Annotated in this window: 15 protein-coding genes, 1 tRNA gene and 1 pseudogene; 13 read left to right on the forward strand and 4 right to left on the reverse strand. The window is 71.2% G+C overall.

Translation table 11 applies throughout. The features are described 5' to 3' along the window. Positions 1 to 9: 9 nt before the first annotated feature. Together AC3E6M_RS02040 and AC3E6M_RS02045 are read right to left on the reverse strand one after the other, a co-directional pair. Positions 10 to 288 (reverse strand): annotated as a pseudogene (locus tag AC3E6M_RS02040) (cytochrome P450); the annotation flags it as partial. Between the two features lie 115 nt (positions 289 to 403). Beyond that, the gene (locus AC3E6M_RS02045; protein ID WP_138175392.1) at positions 404 to 1,678 is read right to left on the reverse strand and encodes an ROK family protein; all 1,275 of its coding nucleotides are present in this window, start codon (positions 1,676 to 1,678) and stop codon (positions 404 to 406) included. A gap of 216 nt (positions 1,679 to 1,894) precedes the next feature. Here AC3E6M_RS02045 and AC3E6M_RS02050 point away from each other — a divergent pair, with 216 nt between their 5' ends. The 11 genes from AC3E6M_RS02050 (at position 1,895) to AC3E6M_RS02100 (ending at position 12,684) form a co-directional block, all read left to right on the forward strand. Next, positions 1,895 to 2,911, forward strand: coding sequence for a VOC family protein (locus AC3E6M_RS02050; protein WP_138175394.1), 1,017 nt, complete (start codon positions 1,895 to 1,897; stop codon positions 2,909 to 2,911). A 2-nt stretch (positions 2,912 to 2,913) separates the two neighbouring features. After that, positions 2,914 to 3,861: a fumarylacetoacetate hydrolase family protein gene (locus AC3E6M_RS02055; RefSeq protein WP_490528918.1), complete on the forward strand. Its 948-nt coding sequence runs from the start codon at positions 2,914 to 2,916 to the stop codon at positions 3,859 to 3,861. Continuing rightward, positions 3,858 to 4,850 (forward strand): cyclase family protein, encoded by a 993-nt coding sequence (locus tag AC3E6M_RS02060; protein ID WP_490528919.1) that lies wholly within the window; start codon positions 3,858 to 3,860, stop codon positions 4,848 to 4,850. Before AC3E6M_RS02055 ends, AC3E6M_RS02060 begins: the two co-directional genes overlap by 4 nt. 36 nt (positions 4,851 to 4,886) lie before the next feature. Then, positions 4,887 to 6,020, forward strand: coding sequence for an FAD-dependent monooxygenase (locus AC3E6M_RS02065; RefSeq protein ID WP_490528920.1), 1,134 nt, complete (start codon positions 4,887 to 4,889; stop codon positions 6,018 to 6,020). Further along, the gene (locus tag AC3E6M_RS02070; protein ID WP_490528921.1) at positions 6,017 to 7,027 is read left to right on the forward strand and encodes an amidohydrolase family protein; all 1,011 of its coding nucleotides are present in this window, start codon (positions 6,017 to 6,019) and stop codon (positions 7,025 to 7,027) included. Before AC3E6M_RS02065 ends, AC3E6M_RS02070 begins: the two co-directional genes overlap by 4 nt. Beyond that, positions 7,024 to 8,016 carry a fumarylacetoacetate hydrolase family protein gene (locus AC3E6M_RS02075; RefSeq protein WP_490528922.1) on the forward strand — a complete coding sequence of 331 codons (993 nt, stop codon included), beginning with the start codon at positions 7,024 to 7,026 and terminating at the stop codon, positions 8,014 to 8,016. The genes AC3E6M_RS02070 and AC3E6M_RS02075 overlap by 4 nt, the downstream gene beginning before the upstream one ends. Before the next feature lie 130 nt (positions 8,017 to 8,146). Beyond that, positions 8,147 to 9,661 carry an MFS transporter gene (locus AC3E6M_RS02080; protein WP_490528923.1) on the forward strand — a complete coding sequence of 505 codons (1,515 nt, stop codon included), beginning with the start codon at positions 8,147 to 8,149 and terminating at the stop codon, positions 9,659 to 9,661. Continuing rightward, positions 9,654 to 11,264, forward strand: a complete 1,611-nt coding sequence (locus AC3E6M_RS02085) for a GMC oxidoreductase (RefSeq protein ID WP_490528924.1) — start codon at positions 9,654 to 9,656, stop codon at positions 11,262 to 11,264. The genes AC3E6M_RS02080 and AC3E6M_RS02085 overlap by 8 nt, the downstream gene beginning before the upstream one ends. Positions 11,265 to 11,455: 191 nt before the next feature. Further along, positions 11,456 to 11,845 (forward strand): ester cyclase, encoded by a 390-nt coding sequence (locus tag AC3E6M_RS02090; RefSeq protein WP_138173905.1) that lies wholly within the window; start codon positions 11,456 to 11,458, stop codon positions 11,843 to 11,845. A 90-nt stretch (positions 11,846 to 11,935) separates the two neighbouring features. After that, a complete protein-coding gene (locus AC3E6M_RS02095; RefSeq protein WP_490528925.1) occupies positions 11,936 to 12,223 on the forward strand; it encodes a hypothetical protein in 288 nt (95 codons plus the stop codon). 194 nt (positions 12,224 to 12,417) lie between these two features. Further along, on the forward strand, positions 12,418 to 12,684 hold the full coding sequence (locus AC3E6M_RS02100) for a GlsB/YeaQ/YmgE family stress response membrane protein (RefSeq protein ID WP_138173909.1): 267 nt from the start codon (positions 12,418 to 12,420) through the stop codon (positions 12,682 to 12,684). A gap of 202 nt (positions 12,685 to 12,886) precedes the next feature. Here AC3E6M_RS02100 and AC3E6M_RS02105 read toward each other — a convergent pair. Further along, positions 12,887 to 12,960, reverse strand: a tRNA-Gly gene (locus AC3E6M_RS02105). Positions 12,961 to 13,160: 200 nt separating this feature from the next. On the opposite strand from AC3E6M_RS02105, the gene dcd reads away from it, so the two are divergent. After that, on the forward strand, positions 13,161 to 13,766 hold the full coding sequence (gene dcd / locus AC3E6M_RS02110) for a dCTP deaminase (RefSeq protein ID WP_138173912.1): 606 nt from the start codon (positions 13,161 to 13,163) through the stop codon (positions 13,764 to 13,766). Between the two features lie 119 nt (positions 13,767 to 13,885). Here the strand turns inward: dcd and AC3E6M_RS02115 are convergent, their stop codons facing one another. Further along, positions 13,886 to 14,584: a hypothetical protein gene (locus tag AC3E6M_RS02115; protein ID WP_490528926.1), complete on the reverse strand. Its 699-nt coding sequence runs from the start codon at positions 14,582 to 14,584 to the stop codon at positions 13,886 to 13,888. Positions 14,585 to 14,690: 106 nt separating this feature from the next. Between AC3E6M_RS02115 and AC3E6M_RS02120 the strand changes: the two genes are divergently transcribed. Next, positions 14,691 to 15,206, forward strand: coding sequence for a MarR family winged helix-turn-helix transcriptional regulator (locus tag AC3E6M_RS02120; RefSeq protein WP_138173916.1), 516 nt, complete (start codon positions 14,691 to 14,693; stop codon positions 15,204 to 15,206). The last annotated feature ends 217 nt before the right edge of the window (positions 15,207 to 15,423 follow it).

Consider the following 15,423-nt stretch of genomic DNA (forward strand, 5'->3'; position numbering starts at 1 on the left):
CGCCGGGCCTCAGCCCCGGTGGAAGGGGCAGCTCGACGGTGCGTCCGCGCGGCGCACGCGCCCACCGGAACGGGGCTTGGTCGGCATCCGTCGCCGGTTCACCCCGAGCCCGCGGCCGCTGATGCGGATGCGGGGGTCGCTGAGGGTCGCGATCGCGGCGGCGAGGCCGGCGATGGCGAGCTTCTCGCCGGGGCAGCGGTGGCCGGTGGCCACGTCGGCACCGCCGTGCGGGACGAACGCGGCGAGTGCTTCGTAGTCATCGACGCCGCGGAAGCGCTCGGGGTCGAACCACGGACGGGAGGGGACTCCGAGGGGGCGGCGGTGGCGGAGTGGGTGTGGTAGTCGAGGTGCGGCCGGGTGCCGGGTGCCGGGTGGCGGATGTCGAGAAGAGGAGGAACTCGGATCAGGACGATGCCGTCGTGCCGCGGATCGCCGCCAGGGTCGGCCGCCCAACCGCGAACCAGCGGGGGAAGACGACCTCGAACAGCTGCTCGCGGGCCAGGTCCACTCCTCCGCGCACCGGCTCCCGGGCATCGTTGACGCTCATCACGATCGACAGGTCGCGCGTGGCCAGGGGCAGCGACAGTTCGTAGACACGGTGCCGCACCTCGGCCAGGAACAGCTCGCCGGCCGCCGCGACCGCGCCTCCGACGACGATGACGCCGGGGTTGAACATGTTCACCAACGTCGCTATCGCCTCGCCCACCTGCCGCGCCGAGGACCGCACGAGCGAGATCGCGAGCGCGTCGCCGCGGTCGGCGGCGATGGAGATGTGTTCGGGAGTGAGTGTGTCGCCCGTGGCGAGCATGTCGGCGATCGCCCCGGTGTCGCCGGAGGCCACGGCGTCGTGGGCATCGCGCACGAGCGCCCACCCGCCGGCCACGGCCTCGAGGCATCCGGTCTTTCCGCACCGGCACTGTTGCTGCGCGCCCGGGACGCGGACGTGGCCCACGTCGCCGGCGGCGCCGTTGGCCCCGCGGTGCAGGCGACCGTGCGAGACCAGTCCGGCGCCGATGCCCGTGCCCACCTTGCAATAGATGAGGTCGGGGTGGTCGTCGCGGCGCCGCGCACGCTCTCCCGCCGCGAGCAGGTTGACGTCGTTGTCGACCCACACGGGCGCGTCGTACCGCTGCTCGAAGTGCGAACGCACGTCGTAGTTGTTCCACCCGGGCATGATGGGCGGCGCCACCGGCCGTCCGGTTTCGAAGTCGACGGGGCCGGGCAGGCCCACCACGATCGCCCAGACCGACGGGTCCCCGCCGGTGGCGAGCAGGTCGTCGACCATCGCGGTCGCGGTCGCGAGCGTCGACTCGGGGCCCCGGGCGATGTCCCACTCCCGGTGAGCCTCGGCGAGGATCTCGCCGTCGAGGTCGGTGACGCCGACGTGAATGTGGAGGCCGCCGAGCGCGCACACCACGATCCGACCGCGCTCGGCGCGGAAACGCAGAGTGCGGGGTGCTCGCCCCCCGGAGGACGGGGCGTACTCGGCGTCTTCGAGAAAGCCCATCTCGATGGCGCGATCGACCCGCTGAGTCACGACGCCGCGCCCGAGGCCGGTCACGCGGCCGATCTCGGGCCGGGTGACCGCCTCGCCGAGGCGGACCATGTTGACGATCCGGAGCAGGCTGGTCACCTCGTCGGTCTGAGCCCCGAATCGAAGGGTGGAGTCGTTGGCCATGCTCGATCTTCACATAAGCCCGTGCCTCGACCCCGAGTTTCGAGGCCGCTATTGTTCACTAACCTCGCACTTCCGCATGATTCATACTGAAGTGCGGGCGGGTCGTCATCAATTGAATCGATACTCGGCATCCACGGGATCGGCTTCCCTGATACCGACTTCGGTCGGATAGTGGAAGAAGAGTCGGAACGGCCCGATTCCCCGAAAGGATCGAAGATGATCAAGCTTCTCTCGCACCTGTCTTACGTCGCGATCACGACGCCCGACGTCGATGCCTCGGTGGACTTCTATGTCACACAGGTGGGCCTGACCGAGGTCGCGCGCGAGGACGACCGTGTCTACCTGCGCTGCTGGGGCGACTACTACGCCTACTCCGTCGTCGTGGTCCGCGGCGACGAGCCGGCCCTCGAGACCATGGCCTGGCGCACCTCGTCGGCCGAAGCCCTCGAAGAGGCCGCGAAGCGCGTCGAGGCCACCGGCATCCAGGGCGAGTGGTTCGAGGGCCGCGGCATCGGACGCGCCTATCGTTTCACCGGGCCGTTCGGTCACAACATGACGCTGCACTGGGACGTCGAGCGCCACGGCGCCGAGCCGCACACCGCGTCGATCTTCCCCGACCGCCCCGAGAAGCGCAGCTCCGTCGCCGGGGCGCCGCGTCAGCTCGATCACGTCACCGTCGCCACGAGCGACGTCGACGCGTTCGTGCAGTGGTACGTCGACACGCTCGGCTTCCGCTTCATGGCCCGCACCGTGCTCGACGAGGCGCCGATCTCGGTGTTCTCGGTGCTCACGACCAACGAGAAGTCGCACGACCTCGGCGTCGTGCTCGACGGCTCCACGCGCGCCGGTCGCATCAACCACTACGCGTTCTGGGTCGACACCCGCGAAGAGCTCCTCATCGCCGCCGACACCCTGATGGAGAACGGCATCCCGATCGAGTACGGCCCGAACATCCACGGCATCGGCGAGCAGACCTTCCTCTACTACCGCGAACCGTCGACGCTGCGCATCGAGCTGAACACCGGCGGCTACCGCAACTACGTCCCCGACTGGGAGGCGAACACCTGGAAGCCGTCGCTCGGGTCGAACAACATGTACCGCAACGGCGCCATGCCGATGTCGATGACCGAGTCGTTCCCGCCGGCCGACGGCCCCAGCGCCACCGAAGAGGGCGTGCCCGACGAGATCAAGGACGCGCTGCTCAACCCGTACGCCGTCCAGGGTCGGGGCTGACGATGACGACCGCCCCCTTCGCCCTGGCGAGATTCCGGGACGGGGATGCCGTGCGCATCGGTCTCGTGGCCGGCGACCGCATCCGCGCGCTCTCCGACGGCGAGCTCGGGGGCGGGCTGAACGTCTTCCTCGCCGACCCCGACTGGGATCGGCTGGAAGCCCTGATCGAGGCGCCGGGGGAGTGGCATCCGCTCTCGGAGGTCACTCTCACGGCGCCCGTCGAGCCGCGGCAGGTGCTGCAGACGGAAGCCAACTACCGGCAGCACGTCATCGAGCTCGTGGCCGCGGGGCTGACGCAGAACACCGACCGCACGCCCGAGGAGGCGCGCGCGTTCGCCGCCGACATGATGGACGAGCGCGCCCGCAGCGGCGAGCCGTACTTCTTCGTCGGTCTTCCCGCGTGCGTCGTCGGCGACGACGTCCCGCTCATCCTGCCGGCGTACAGCGAGGTGCACGACTGGGAGCTCGAGCTCGCCGTCGTGATCGGTCGTGAGGCGTTCCGCGTCTCGCGGGAGGACGCGCTCGACCACGTCGCCGGGTACACGATCGTCAACGACATCACCACGCGCGATCTCGTGTTCCGCACGGACATGAAGGAGATCGGCACCGACTGGTACCGCGCCAAGAACGCTCCCGGGTTCCTGCCGACGGGACCGCTCCTCGTGCCGGCGCGGTTCGTCGACCCCGCGGACACCCCCGTGCGACTCGAGCTCAACGGTCAGGTGATGCAGGATGCCACCACCTCCGATCTGCTCTTCGACGTGCCCGGGCTGGTGTCGGCGGCATCCCAGACCCACCCGTTGCTCCCCGGCGACCTGCTGCTGACCGGCAGCCCGGCCGGCAACGGCCAGCACTGGAAGAGGTTCCTGCGCGACGGCGACGTCATGACCGGGACGATCGGGGCGCTCGGAACGCAGACGGTGCGCTGCGTCGCGGAGGCGGCGGAGTGAGCGCGCTCTCGGAAGACCCCCGCCACCTCGACCGCCAGAACCCCGAGGCCGAGATCGCGGCGCGCGCCGAGGCCTACCGGAATTGGGGGCGGTGGGGGCAGGACGATGTCCTGGGCACGCTCAACTTCATCGACGCCGAGAAGCGTCGCGCGGCTGCCGCGCTCGTGCGCGAGGGGGTCTCGATCTCGCTCTCGCAGCGCTTCGACACCGACGGTCCGCAGAAGGGCTGGCGCCGACGCACCAACCCCGTGCACACGATGACCGACACGGGGACGGATGCCGAGCGCGGCAACCAGGGCTTCCCGCACGGCATCGGTGGCGCCGACGACGTCATCGCGATGCCCCTGCAGTGCTCGACGCAGTGGGACGGTCTCGGCCACATCTTCGACCACGGCTTCGCCTGGAACGGGCGCCGGGCGGGTGACGTCGTCACGAGCGACGGCGACCTCGTCACCGGGATCGAGCACGCCGCCGACGTCATCGTCTCGCGCGGAGTGCTGCTCGACCTCGGTCGGCACCTCGCCCCCGACACGACCGAGCTCGCCGACGGCTACGCCATCACCGCCGCCGACCTCGACGCGTGCGCCGCGGCACAGGGCGTCGCGGTCGGGCGCGGCGACATCGTGCTCGTGCGCACCGGACAGTTCACGCGCGTGCAGCGCGAGGGGTGGGGCGACTACGCCGGCGGCCCCGCGCCGGGACTGTCGCTGACCACGGCGGGGTGGCTGCACCGCACCGAGATCGCCGCGATCGCGACCGACACGTGGGGCTTCGAGGTGCGGCCGAACGAGTTCGACGTTCCCGCCTTCCAGCCGCTGCACCAGGTCGTCATCCCGAACATCGGACTCACGATCGGCGAGATGTGGAACCTCGACGCGCTGGCCGAAGCGTGCGCGTCTGCGGGACGCTGGGAGTTCCTCGTCTCGGCGCCGCCCCTCCCGATCACCGGCGCCGTGGGATCACCCGTGAATCCCGTCGCCCTGCTGTAAGCCTGATCCCCGTCGAAAGAACAGAGAGGTTCTGACATGACCGCCGTCCAACGAGTCGCCATCGCCGGCGCCGGCGTCGCCGGCCTGGCATCCGCCATCTTCCTCGCCCGGGCCGGAGTCGACGTCGACGTCTTCGACGCCCAACCGTCGCTGCCCACTCGCGGTTCGGGCATCACCCTGCAGGGCAACGCGCTGCGCGTCTTCGACGAGCTCGGCGTGTGGGACGAGGTCGCGGCCGCCGGGAAGGCGTTCGAGGGTCTCAACCTGCGCGCGCCCGGGCCCGGTGCGCCCGTGGTCGCCGCCCTCCCCGACCTGAAGACGGGCGGACCCGACTACCCCTCGACCATGGGCATGTCGCGCCCCGACCTGGCGCGGATCCTCCTCGCCGCCGCCGAGAAGAACGGCGCACGCGTGCACTTCGGGCGTCGGGTGACCGGTGTCGAGCAGAGCGACGCGGGCGTCGAGCTGACCGTGGACGGGGAGTCGGCGGGTGTGTTCGACCTCCTCATCGGCGCGGACGGTCTGCACTCCACGGTGCGCGAGCTCATCGGCATCCGGGTGGTGCCCGAACAGACCGGGATGGGCATCTGGCGCACGTTCGTCTCGCTCCCCGCCGATGTCGACCGCAGCGAGCTGTACTACGGCGGCCCGATGTACATCGCCGGCTACACCCCCACGGGCGACGACACGATGTACGCGTTCCTGGTCGAGAAGTCCGAGGATCGCTCGGGTGTCTCGGCCGAAGACGCCCGCCGCATCATGGTCGAGCAGTCGCGCGCGTACGACGGACCGTGGAACTCCATCCGCGCCGACATCGAGGCCGGCGCCGACGCGAACTACACGTGGTTCACGCGGCACCTCGTGGACGTGCCGTGGAACCGCGGCCGCGCCGTCGTCATCGGCGATGCGGCGCACAGCTGCCCGCCCACGATCGCCCAGGGCGCGGCCCAGGGGCTCGAGGATGCCGCCGTCCTCACCGAGCTGCTCGTGAACCGGGATGCCGTGGACTCGGCGCTCTGGGACGAGTTCCACGACCGCCGCGTCGCCCGGGCGAGCGCCATCGTCGACGCCTCGGTCCAGCTCGGGCAGTGGCAGCTCGACGGCGTCCGCGACGCCGACATGGGCGGACTGATGTTCCGCGTCGCACAGCTCACGGCGGCCCGCGCGTGAGCGAGGTCGTCGACGTCCACGCCCACCTGCTGATGCCGGGGCTGCACGCCGAGGTCGAGCGGCGCGTGCCCGACGAGGTGCAGGCCGCGGCCGATCTCGAGTTGCGTCGGAACGGTCTCGCCAGCCTCCAGGCCTCGGGCCGCATGATCGGCGAACGTTTCCCGCGGTTGACCGACATCACCGCGCGCCTCGCCGCCATGGATGCGCAAGGGGTGGACCGGCAGTGGGTCAGTCCGTCGCCGAACCACTTCTACCCGTGGGCCGGCGAGGGGCTCGCCACGTGGGCGTCGAGCGAGGCGAACCGTCTCATCGCCGCGCACGTCGCTCAGGCTCCGGATCGGCTGGTGGGTCTCGGGGTGGTGCCGCTGCAGCATCCACACCTCGCCGTCGACGCGCTCGACGACGCGGTGCTCGGTCGCGGGCTCGCCGGAGTCGAGATCTCGTCGTTCGCCGGCGATGTCGAGCTCAGCGACGAGCGCCTGGAGCCGTTCTGGGCCCGCGCCGCCGAGCTCCGCGCCGTGGTGTTCCTGCACCCGTTCGGCTGCTCGCTCGACGAGCGACTGGACCGGTTCTACCTCTCCAACACGGTCGGGCAGCCCGTCGAGAACGCCGTGGCGCTGTCGCACCTCATCTTCGCGGGCGTGCTCGATCGGCATCCGGAGCTGCGCCTGGTCGCGGCGCACGGCGGCGGGTACCTGCCCACGGCGATCGGGCGTTCCGACCGCGCGTGGCGGGTGCGGCCCGAAGCGCACGCGTGCGCCGAGGCCCCCTCGACGTACCTGTCGAAGCTGTGGTTCGACACCGTGGTCCACGACGAGCGGGCGCTGCGCTGGCTCGTCGAGGCCGTCGGGGCCGATCGGGTGCTGTTGGGCAGTGACTTCCCGTTCGACATGGGGCTCGACGACCCGGCCGCGTTCGTGCGCGGATCGGGGCTGCCCGAGGCCGACGTCGCGGCGATTCTCGGGGCCAACGCCGAGGCGTTGCTGCGCACGCGGGTGCGCGCGTGAGGATCGCCCGGTGGGTCGACGGTGCCGACATCGGCGAGGGGTTCGTCGACGGGGATTCGGTGATCCCGTTCCCCGACGGGCTGCGGGTGGCGGAGGTGCTCGCACAGGGGCTGTCTTCGGCGCGGGCGCTGTTCGCGCGGCGCGGCACGGCGACGGCGCGGTCGTTGGCCGAGGTGCGGCTGCTCGCCCCGCTCGTACCGGCCTCGATCCGTGACTTCGTCGCGTTCGAAGAGCACGTCGAGGGCGTGAGCGCGTCGGTCGACGGCAAGAGCGAGGTCGTGCCCGAGTGGTACGAGGCCCCGACGTTCTACTTCACCAACCCGCACACTGTGCGCGCGACGGGCGATGTGGTCGCGATCCCCGAGACGCAGCGGCTCGACGTCGAGCTCGAACTCGCGGCGGTGATCGGCGGCGTGCCCGGTTCCGAGGGCGAGAACCTGGATGCCGCTTCGGCCGCGGCCCACATCTTCGGGTACACCGTGATGAACGACTGGTCGGCACGTGACCTGCAGTCGCGCGAGATGAAGGTGCGGCTGGGGCCGGCGAAGGGCAAGGACTTCGCGATGACCCTCGGTCCGTGGATCGTCACGGCCGACGAGCTCGAGCCGTTCGTGGATGCCGACGGGTTCCTCGCGGTGCGCGCGGAGCTGTTCGTCAACGGCGAGCTCATCGGGCACGACCTCGTGTCCAACATGGGCTGGCCGTTCCCCGAGCTGGTGGCGTACGCCGCGCGGAACTCCGTGGTGGTGCCGGGCGACGTGCTCGGCTCGGGGACCGTCGGCAACGGCGGGTGCCTCGGGGAACTGTGGGGCCGCCGCGGCGGCCTCGACCCGCGTCCGCTGGAGCCCGGCGACGAGGTGCGCATGGTCATCGAGGGCGTCGGCGAGATCGTCAACGTCGTGGGGGAGCGGGTCGCCGCACCGGCGGTGTCTCGGGCGCGGGAACGGTCGCGGGCACGGTTCCGGGCCGAAGCGCACACCGCGCACTAATGTTGAAATAAGACAAAAGTCGGCGTATGCTGGGCGAGACGTCGGGGCCCGCGGGTCCGTTCGCCCGGTGAGGGAGCCGGAGCGGCACATACGGTCGCGTCGATCGCCCGGTCGTACGGGCGCCCCGCGTATGACTCTCTCCCCTGCGCGCGTCCGCATCCTGGTCGTCGCTCTTCTCGCAGTGTCGTTCCTCGGCGCCCTCGACCACACGGTGGTGTCGACGTCGCTCGCCACGATCGCCGGTGATCTCGGCGCGCTCGAGCACATGAGCTGGATCATGGTCGGCTACACCCTCGCCGCCACCGTGATGCTGCCCGTGCTCGGAAAGCTCGGCGACGTCGTCGGCCCCCGCCGCGTCTTCGTCGTGTCGCTCGGTCTCTTCCTCGTCGCCTCGCTGGCGTGCGGCTTCGCCCCCGACCTCGGCTGGCTCATCGCCGCCCGCGTGATCCAGGGCCTCGGCTCCGCGGGCCTCCAGCTCATGTCGCAGACGATCATCGCCCGCGTCACGAGCCCCCGTCAGCGTCCCCGATACATGGCGATCATCGGAACCGCGTTCCCCGTGGCGATCGTCGTCGGACCCGTCGTGGGCGGGCTCATCACCGACTTCTGGGGCTGGTCGTGGGTCTTCTGGATCAACGTCCCCCTCGGTCTCGCGGCCCTCGCCCTGGCGCTCGTGGCTCTTCCTCGCCTGCCCGGCGGCGCGCACCCGCGGTTCGACGTTCCCGGCTCGCTCGTGTTCACGGGTGCTCTGGTCGCCCTGGTGCTGGCCGTGACCTGGGTCGGCGACGAGGTCCTGCGGCCGGCCGCGCTCGCGTGCGCGGCGGTGGCGGTCATCGGCATCCTGGCCCTCGTCGTGATCGAGCGGCGCGCGGCGGCGCCGATCCTGCCGCCGAGGCTGTTCCGCAACCCCACGGTCCTCGCGTGCCTCGGCCTGTCGCTGATCATCGGCACGGGGCTGTTCGCGATCGTTGCGTACGTGCCCACCTACGTGCAGATGGCGTACCGCACGAGCGCGACGGTCTCGGGGCTCGTGCCGATCGCGACGGTGCTCGGCATGCTCGTGAGCAACCTGCTCACGGGGTGGCTCGTGAGCCGCTCGGGGCGCTACCGCCTGTACCCCGTGCTCGGCACGGGGATGGCGGCGGCGGGTCTGGCGACGATGGCGGCGCTTCCGGCCGGGATGCCGCTGTGGGTCCCGATGGCGGTCATGGCCGTCGTGGGTGTCGGCACCGGCTCCTTCATGAACATCATCTTCGCCGTCGTCCAGAGCGCAGCCTCCCGAGAGGACCTCGGCGCGGTGACGGCGACGACGAACCTCGTGCGCCAGATCGGCTCCGCGGTGGGCACCGCGGTCATCGGCGGGATCGTCGGGTTCGGCGTGGCTGCCGCGCTCCCTGCCGGGCTGGATGCCGCCACCCTGACGCCCGCGGCCGCCCGCGCGGCGACTCCCGCGGTGCAGGGCGAGATCGCGGTCGCCTACCACGACGTGTTCGCGCCGGTGTTCCTCGGCCTGGCGGCGGTGTACGCGTGTGGCTTCGTGATCGCCCTTCTCCTGCCCGCGGGGCGGCTCTCGGACGAGATGCCCGCATCCGCCCCCGTCTCGACCCCTGAATCCGTCCGACCTCGAAGGAGAGAACATGTCTGACACCCCCACCGTCGTCGTCGTGGGCAGTGGCCCGATCGGCGCCGCCTACGCCCGCGTGATCCTCGAGAGCGTCCCCGCGGCGCGCGTCGTGATGTTCGAGGCGGGACCGCAGGTCACCGATCCCGCCGGCGCGAGCGTGCGCAACATCGTCGATGCCGACGAGAAAGCCCGTGCCCGCGAGCGTTCGCAGGGGCCGCAGGCCGGGGAGTTCCGCGCCTCGCTCGGCATCCCCGCCGGAACCGTCGTCGAGGGCATGTTCACCGCGCGGCAGGGGACGCACCTGCTCGACTTCGGCGGCGAGGGATCGGCGCACGCCCCGACCTTCCCGGCGGCGGCCGCGGCGACGAACGTCGGCGGTCAGGGAGCGCACTGGACCTGCGCGATCCCGCGCCCGGCGTTCAGCGAGAAGCTCGACTTCATCGCGGGCGAGGAGTGGGAGGACCTCATCACCACCGCCGAGGGGCTGCTGCACGCGCAGAGCGCGGCGTTCGCGGACTCCCCGGTCGGCGCGGCGATCCGGACGTTGCTCGACCGGGAGTTCGGGGCCGAGCTGCCCGACGGGTACGGCGTGAGCACCCTTCCCGTCGCGGGTGACCCGCAGCCCGACGGCTCGATGCGTTGGGCGGGTGCGGACACCGTGCTGGGGCCGCTCCTCGACTCCGACAGCGAGGTCGCGTCGCGCTTCGAGCTGCGCGACCTCACGCTCGTGCGCCGCGTCGAGCACGACGGTCGCCGGGCGACGGGGGTCGTCGTCGAGGATCTGCGGACGGGGCAGCAGTCGGTCGTGGCCGCGGATGCCGTGGTCGTCGCCGCCGACGCGTTCCGGTCGCCCCAATTGCTGTGGGCGTCCGGCATTCGCCCCGCACCGCTCGGCCGCTACCTGACCGAGCACCACGTGGTCATCAGCACCGTCGCCCTGGATGCCGAGCGCATGAGCGCCCTCGTGTCGGACGACGAGCTGCAGCAGGAGCTCGCGCGCCGGGCGACGAACCCGGCCGACCCCGTGGCGGCGGTGAATCGCATCCCGTTCTCGGAGCCCGACCACCCGTACTCGGCGCAGATCATGTACGCCGAGGATCCCCCGTTCGCCCTCGATCCCGCACACCCGGCCTCGGGCAACCGGTGGGGGTACGTGAACATGGGCTTCGGCGTGCGCAAGTTCCCGCGCGTCGAGGACGGTGTCACCTTCAGCGACGACGAGCGGGACTACCGCGGACTGCCGAACTTCACGATCGAGTACGCGCTGACCGACCGGGAGGATGCGGAGATCGCGGAGGCGACCGAACGCCTGCGTCGCGCCGGGAACGCCCTGGGCGAGTTCATCGCCGAGCCGCGGCTGCTGCCGAACGGATCGAGCCTGCACTACATGGGCACGATGCGCGCCGGTACCGACCCGGCCACATCGGTCGCGGACCCGCACTCCCACGTGTGGGGCTTCGAAAACCTGCTCGTCGGAGGCAATGGGCTCATCCCCACGGCCAACACGATGAATCCGACGTTGATGAGCGTGGCGATCGCCGTGCGCGGCGCTCGCCGGCTCGCCGAAGAACTGCGCGAGGACGCTTCCTCCGCCACGGCGGACGAGGAGCCGGCGAAGGTCTGACGGGCAGGGACGGGGGCAGGCCGGACCGATCCACCGGCGGGTCGGCGACGGGCCGCGGGCGGACCGCGGCCGCGCAGGGTGCGGGTGCACCCTGTCGCCGGTTCGGTGGAGGTCCCTCGGGGGGAGGGGGGGATCGGGGGCCGGGCGACGCCGTGGCGGCCGCGCCCCGCCGCGCACCCGATAATAAACACGTGGAACCCTGGGAGACGCGCGACTGGTTCCAGGAGTTCCTCGATGTGCTCAACCGCCACGATCTCGTCGCGTTGCGGGACCTCCTCTCGCCGGATGTGCGGCGCGCGCACCTTCCCGCCGGTGCGGATGCCTGGGTGTCCGAGTACGCGGATCTGTTGCGCGGATTCCCCGACTGGCAGTGGCGGCGCATCCAACTGCTCGTCGAAGACGACCGGGCGGCCGTCCATCTGCGCGGAAGCGGCGCGCACACGGGAGTCTTCGACGGTCTCGCTCCGACGCGACGGCGGGTCAGTATCGCCTCGTTCGCCATGTACCGACTCGCTCGCGGGCGCATCGTCGAGGCATCCGGGACCGACGACGCCGGAGCCATCCGGACGGCCCTGTCGTGAGGCCGGGGATTCTCTTCGACGGTCGGCCAGGCGAATCCACGCGGACGCTCTCACACGACTCCCGCCGCGGGAGTGGAAGGACGTACGCGCATGGTCGCTGACGGTCGCCCCGGTTCGGGGGTCGTCTGGGCGCGCGTCGAAGAGGGTTTCCATGTCGCGACCGCGCACGGCGTCTTCCTCGGCTACGTCGACCGGGAAGCCGACGGAACCTACTTCGCCTACAGCCGCCGCTCCCGTCCCCTGGGGCGTTTCCCGAACCTCGTCGCCGCGATGACCGCCGTCTCCCACGCCCACGCCGACTCGGTCGCCGAGCCCGCGGTCATCGAGCTGCGCCAGGTCCGCGACGCTTCGCCGGGGTCGGTCGCGCGCTGGTCCTGATGCCCCTCGTCATCGTCCCGACGGGCGTATGGGCGCACAGTCGCGTCGCGCGTCGCGGCCCGGATCGCAGCGTTGCTGAGAACACAGCCTGAATTTCCGCCGGATTGCAAGGCCCCCTGTTTCGTGCACGTCACGCCCCATGCTGGAAAGAGCGTCCGGGTTTCCGGACGTTGATTCACTTCGAAAGGAACATCATGGGCTTCTTCGGATTCCTGCTCCTCGGACTCCTCGCGGGAGCCATCGCCAAGCTGATCCTCCCCGGGAAGCAGGGCGGCGGCTGGCTCATCACGCTGCTGCTCGGCGTCGTCGGCGCCCTCCTCGGCGGATTCCTCGGCGGGCTGCTGTTCAACGCACCGCTCCAGGACTTCTTCTCGATCCAGACGTGGCTCCTCGCCATCGGCGGTTCGATCATCGTGCTGCTGATCTACGGCCTCATCGTCGGACGTCGCGCCAAGAACTGACGCGAACTCTCACAGGGCCGGATGCCATGGCATCCGGCCCTGTCGTGTGTCCGGGGGCGTGCGGCCGTGTGGAGTGTCTGGGGGCCTGTGGCTGTGTGCAAGCGGCCCGTGGTGGTCGGGGGCGTGCGGCACGGCGCGAGGACAGACGCGAGCGGCAACGCGAAAGCCCTCCCGCGCGGCCGGTGGCCGCCCGTGAGGGCCGTGGAGGGGCTGACGGGAATCGAACCCGCGCTATCTGCTTGGGAAGCAGATGTTCTGCCATTGAACTACAGCCCCGAGCGCCTGACGGCACTTCCGCCAGCATAACAGCGTCTCCCGCGGCATCCGGGTCGGCGGGGAGCCCCTCTTCCGCCAGATCACGTGATCTGGCCGACATCACCCCCTATGCCTCGATGTCGCGGGTGCGTTCGTCCGGATCGCGTGATCTGGACGACGTGGGCCCGTGCGGGTGCAGTCCCACGCCCTAGGCTGGGCGCGTGCTGCTCTCCGATCGCGACATCCGAGCCGAACTCGCCGCCGGACGCCTGGGTCTCGACCCCTTCGACCCGGCCATGGTGCAGCCGTCGAGCGTCGATGTGCGGCTCGATCGCTACTTCCGGCTGTTCGACAACCACAAGTACCCGTTCATCGATCCGGCCGAGGACCAGCCCGAGCTCACGCGCCTGATCGAGGTCGAGCCGAATGAGCCGTTCATCCTTCACCCGGGCGAATTCGCGCTCGGCTCGACGTTCGAGCGCGTCACCCTCCCCGACGATGTCGCCGCGCGGCTCGAGGGGAAGTCCTCGCTCGGCCGGCTGGGCCTCCTCACCCACTCGACCGCCGGGTTCATCGACCCGGGATTCTCGGGCCACGTCACGCTCGAGCTCTCGAACGTCGCGACGCTCCCGATCAAGCTGTGGCCGGGCATGAAGATCGGTCAGGTCTGCTACTTCCGCCTGACTTCGCCCGCCGAGAACCCGTACGGCTCCGGCCCCTACGGCAACCGCTACCAGGGCCAGCGCGGTCCGACCGCGTCGCGCTCGGCGCTCAACTTCCACCGCACCGACGTCGGCACGAGCGACGCCGGCGCCCCCGGCCGCTGACCCGCGCCTGCGCGGCCCCGCGCTGCCGCGCCCGTCGCGCGGCCCCGCCGATAAACGCTGCCCCGAGCGAGACACGCCATCTCGCGGCGTGTCTCACTCGGTTGAGCGTTTATCGGTGATCACTCGGATGTCGAGGACTCGCGGCCGCGACTGAACCCGGCGTCGAAGCCGCGTTCGTAGGCGCGCTGCGCCGCACGGTGACCGCGCTCGCCGTGGCCGTGGTGGCCGTGCTCGCCGTGCCCGTGGCCGTGCTCGCCGTGTCCGCGGTGTTCCGCGTCGTGCTCGCCGAAGGCGTCGGGCCCGAAGCCTCGGCGCATGCCCGACCCGAAGCCGGGGCCGAAGCCGCCGCGCATGCCGGGGCCGAATGCCGGGCCGAAGCCGGGGCCGAAGCCGCCGCGTCCGCGTGGGCCGAACCGACGCTCCTGGGCGTCGTCGATGCCCATCGCCTCGGCGACCGCATCGAGCGAGGCGACGAGTCGCTCCAGCTCTTCGGCCGGGACGTCGGACAGGAGCGCCGCGCGATCGGCATCCATTCGATCGAGGATCTCGCGGCCGGTCGCGGTGAGCGCCCAGCCGTCGTCGGTGCGCTCGATCCACCCGCGCTCGGCGAGGGCGGTGACGCGTTTGCCTCCGCGGGCGATCCGATCGCGGATCCACGGGGAGTCGACGCGCCCGTCGATCACGCCCAGGATCAGCGCGGTCTTCGGGTGGAGGTCGCCGTCGCGCAGCTGCGCGAACAGGCGGTGGTGCAGCGCGGAGCCGACCGTCGTGAGGCGGTGGGCGAGGCTGCGGGGATCCAGAGGTGTGGAGGTGTTCATGGGAGGTCCTTTCGTGGCGGGAGATCCGCCGATACATGTCATGTGACAACGGATGTACTGTGACATGTATTCCGAATGCTTGTCAAGCGACATGTAAAATCCGGATGTGACCACCGATCCTGCCGACGACATCGCCGCCGCGCTCGCCCAGTTGCGGGGGCGTCGCCCGCGTCCGCCGTTCGGTCCCGGCGGTCCGCGCGGCCACGAGCACGAGCACCACGGGCACGGACGGCATCCGTTCCACGGCGGACCGCCCTGGGCCGACCCCGGCCAGGGCCGGTTCGCCGGAGTCGCACGCTTGCGCATGCTGGACGCGCTCGTCGCGGCATCCGGCCCGCTGTCCGTGAGCGAGATCGCCGAGGCCGTCGGCGTGGATCAGCCTCGCGCCTCACGCCTGGTTCAGCAGGGCGTGCAGATGCGCCTCGTCGAGCGCGAGCCCGACCCCGACGACGCCCGCCGCACCCGCGTCCGCCTCACCGCCGAGGGCGAGCGCCTCGTCTCGAGCGTCCGCGGGCGGCGACGGGATGCCGTGCGCTCCGCGCTCGAGTCCTTCACCGACGCCGAGCGCGCCGACTTCGCCCGTCTCCTGGCGAAATTCGCCGACGCCTGGCCGCGGGACTGAGCCCGCGGCATCCGGTTCGGTGCGCTCAGAACAGGGGATGCCGCGAGAACAGGGGGGGTTCGCGGGGTTTCGGCCTGTTCTGGGTGCATGGCCTGTTTTGGCCCCGGGCTGTCGGCCGCAGGACTGAGCCCGCGGCATCCGGTTCGGGATCGGTTCGCGTGCGAAACTCCTGAGAAATCGTCGGCACCGCGGCCGGCACCGGCGGGATTCCGCCGGT

The sequence above is a fragment of the Microbacterium sp. SCPM-O-B-15248 (M128) genome (assembly GCF_058214835.1).